Annotated in this window: 2 rRNA genes; both read left to right on the forward strand. The window is 55.5% G+C overall.

The window, feature by feature from the left end:
• A 23S ribosomal RNA gene (locus tag AUR65_RS11425) occupies positions 1 to 2,324 on the forward strand; the annotation flags it as partial.
• 111 nt (positions 2,325 to 2,435) lie between these two features.
• Positions 2,436 to 2,557, forward strand: a 5S ribosomal RNA gene (gene rrf / locus AUR65_RS11430).
• Positions 2,558 to 2,642 lie beyond the last annotated feature (85 nt).

Consider the following 2,642-nt stretch of genomic DNA (forward strand, 5'->3'; position numbering starts at 1 on the left):
GACTTGAGTGAAGCCGATGTTACGTCGTGCGTTTTGAAAAACGAACCATGGAGTGCATCTGACTGGCGAGTCTAAGGGGTGAACCCCCGGAGGCATAGGGAAACCGATACGGCCGCAGTCTTTGACCAGGGCCACCGTCTTCAAGGGCGGGGAGCCAACCGGATGCGACCCGAAACCAAGTGATCTACGCCGGAGCAGGGCGAAGCGTGGCGAAAGCTGCGTGGAGGCCCGTTAGAGTTGGTGTCCTACAATACCCTCTCGTGACTCTGGTGTAGGGGTGAAAGGCCCATCGAACTTGGCAACAGCTGGTTCCAACCGAAACATGTCGAAGCATGACCTCTGATGAGATAGTTCGTGAGGTAGAGCGACCGATTGGGAATCCGGACTCCGAGAGGAGTTCGCTTCCCTGTCAAACTCCGAACTTACGAACGTCGTAGACTCAGGGAGTCCGGTGTGCGGGGTAAGCTTGTGCACCGTGAGGGAGACAACCCAGAGCCAGGTTAAGGACCCAAAGTGTGGATTAAGTGTGATTGAAGATTGTCTCGAGCCCTAAACAGCCGGGAGGTGAGCTTAGAAGCAGCTACCCTCTAAGAATAGCGTAACAGCTTACCGGCCGAGGTTCGAGGCGTCGAAAATGATCGGGACTCAAATCCACCTCCGAGACCTGGCGGCGTGTCTTATGACACGATTCCGTAGGTTGGCATACTGCATGGGTGGAAGCACGGGTGAGAACTCGTGTGGACCGTGCAGCAACGAAAATCATGGTCTCAGTAGCAGCGAGAGTCGGGTGTGAACCCCGACGGCCTTACGCGCAAGGGTTCCTCGGCACTGTCAATCAGCCGAGGGTTAGTCGATCCTAAGTCTATCCGTAATTCGAAATAGATGAAAGGGAAACTGGTTAATATTCCAGTACCTTCTTGCACCAAACGTCGACGCTTTAGGAAACACCGAGCGGGGCCTTCGCCCCGTCGAATCACCGAAATTCGTGGAAGCCGTAACGGCACGAAGCGAACGAATGGTGAGATAGAGAAATTCGGCGGTACCTAGAGCCCGTGAAAAGACAAGCAAGAAGCTCGTACCGAGATCCGACACAGGTGCGCTGGCAGAGCAAGCCAAGGCCTGTCGGGATCAACCGACGTTAGGGAATTCGGCAAGTTAGTCCCGTAAGTTCGCGATAAGGGATGCCTGCTCTTGACCGAGCAGGTCGCAGTGACTCGGACGCTCCGACTGTCTAGTAACAACATAGGTGACCGCAAATCCGCAAGGACTCGTACGGTCACTGAATCCTGCCCAGTGCGGGTATCTGAACACCTAGTACAATAGGACGAAGGACCCGTCAACGGCGGGGGTAACTATGACCCTCTTAAGGTAGCGTAGTACCTTGCCGCTTCAGTAGCGGCTTGCATGAATGGATCAACGAGAGCGTCACTGTCCCAACGTTGGGCCCGGTGAACAGTACGTTCCAGTGCGGAGTCTGGAGACCCCCAAGGGGAAGCGAAGACCCTATAGAGCTTTACTGCAGGCTGTCGCTGAGACGTGGTCGCTAATGTGCAGCATAGGTAGGAGCCATTACACAGGTACCCGCGCCAGCGGGCCACCGAGGCATCATTGAAATACTACCCGTTAGTGACTGCGACTCTCACTCCTGGCGGAGGACACCGGTAGCCGGGCAGTTTGACTGGGGCGGTACGCGCTCGAAAAGATATCGAGCGCGCCCAAAGATTTCCTCACGCGAGTCGGGAACTCGTGGAAGAGCGCAAGAGCAAACGGAAGTCTGACAGTGACATTCCCAACGAGTGTCGCTGACGCGAAAGCGTGGTCTAGCGAACCTACGAGGTTCATTCATGGGACCCGTAGATGACAGAAAAGCTACCTTAGGGATAACAGAGTCGTCACCGGCAAGAGCACATATCGACCCGGTGGCTTGCTACCTCGATGTCGGTTCCCTCCATCCTGCCTGTGCAGAAGCAGGCAAGGGTGAGGTTGTTCGCCTATTAAAGGAGGTCGTGAGCTGGGTTTAGACCGTCGTGAGACAGGTCGGCTGCTATCTATTGGGGGTGTTAAGGAACTTGACGTGAACGTTCGTATAGTACGAGAGGAACTACGAATGGGTGCCACTGGTGTACCGGTTGTCCGAGAGGGCAGATGCCGGGCAGCTACGCACCACGGGGTAAGAGCTGAACGCATCTAAGCTCGAAACCCACACGGAAAAGAAGTTCCACTGAGGACACTCGTAGAAGACGAGTTCGATAGACTCGGGGTGTACGCAACGAGGCAACGAGTTGTTAAGCCCGCGAGCACTAACAGTCCAAGCCACATTCATACGCACTGAGACCCGAGAACGGGTCCAGGCGCAAACTGGATTGCACGAACACATTGGTAAGACGGCCCGACCGATATTGGTATGGCAACGGTTCGATTCCGTTGGTCGGCATTAAGGCGGCCAGAGCGGTGAGGTTCCACCCGTACCCATCCCGAACACGGAAGTTAAGCTCACCTGCGTTCTGGTCAGTACTGGAGTGAGCGATCCTCTGGGAAATCCAGTTCGCCGCCCCCACTCATACAAAGCCCACTAGACTTCGGTCTAGTGGGCTTTTTTCATTTACAGCGAGCGGCACGCACGTCCGCTCGACTCCCTACAC

The organism is Haloferax marisrubri (assembly GCF_001469875.2).
GTDB lineage: Archaea > Halobacteriota > Halobacteria > Halobacteriales > Haloferacaceae > Haloferax > Haloferax marisrubri.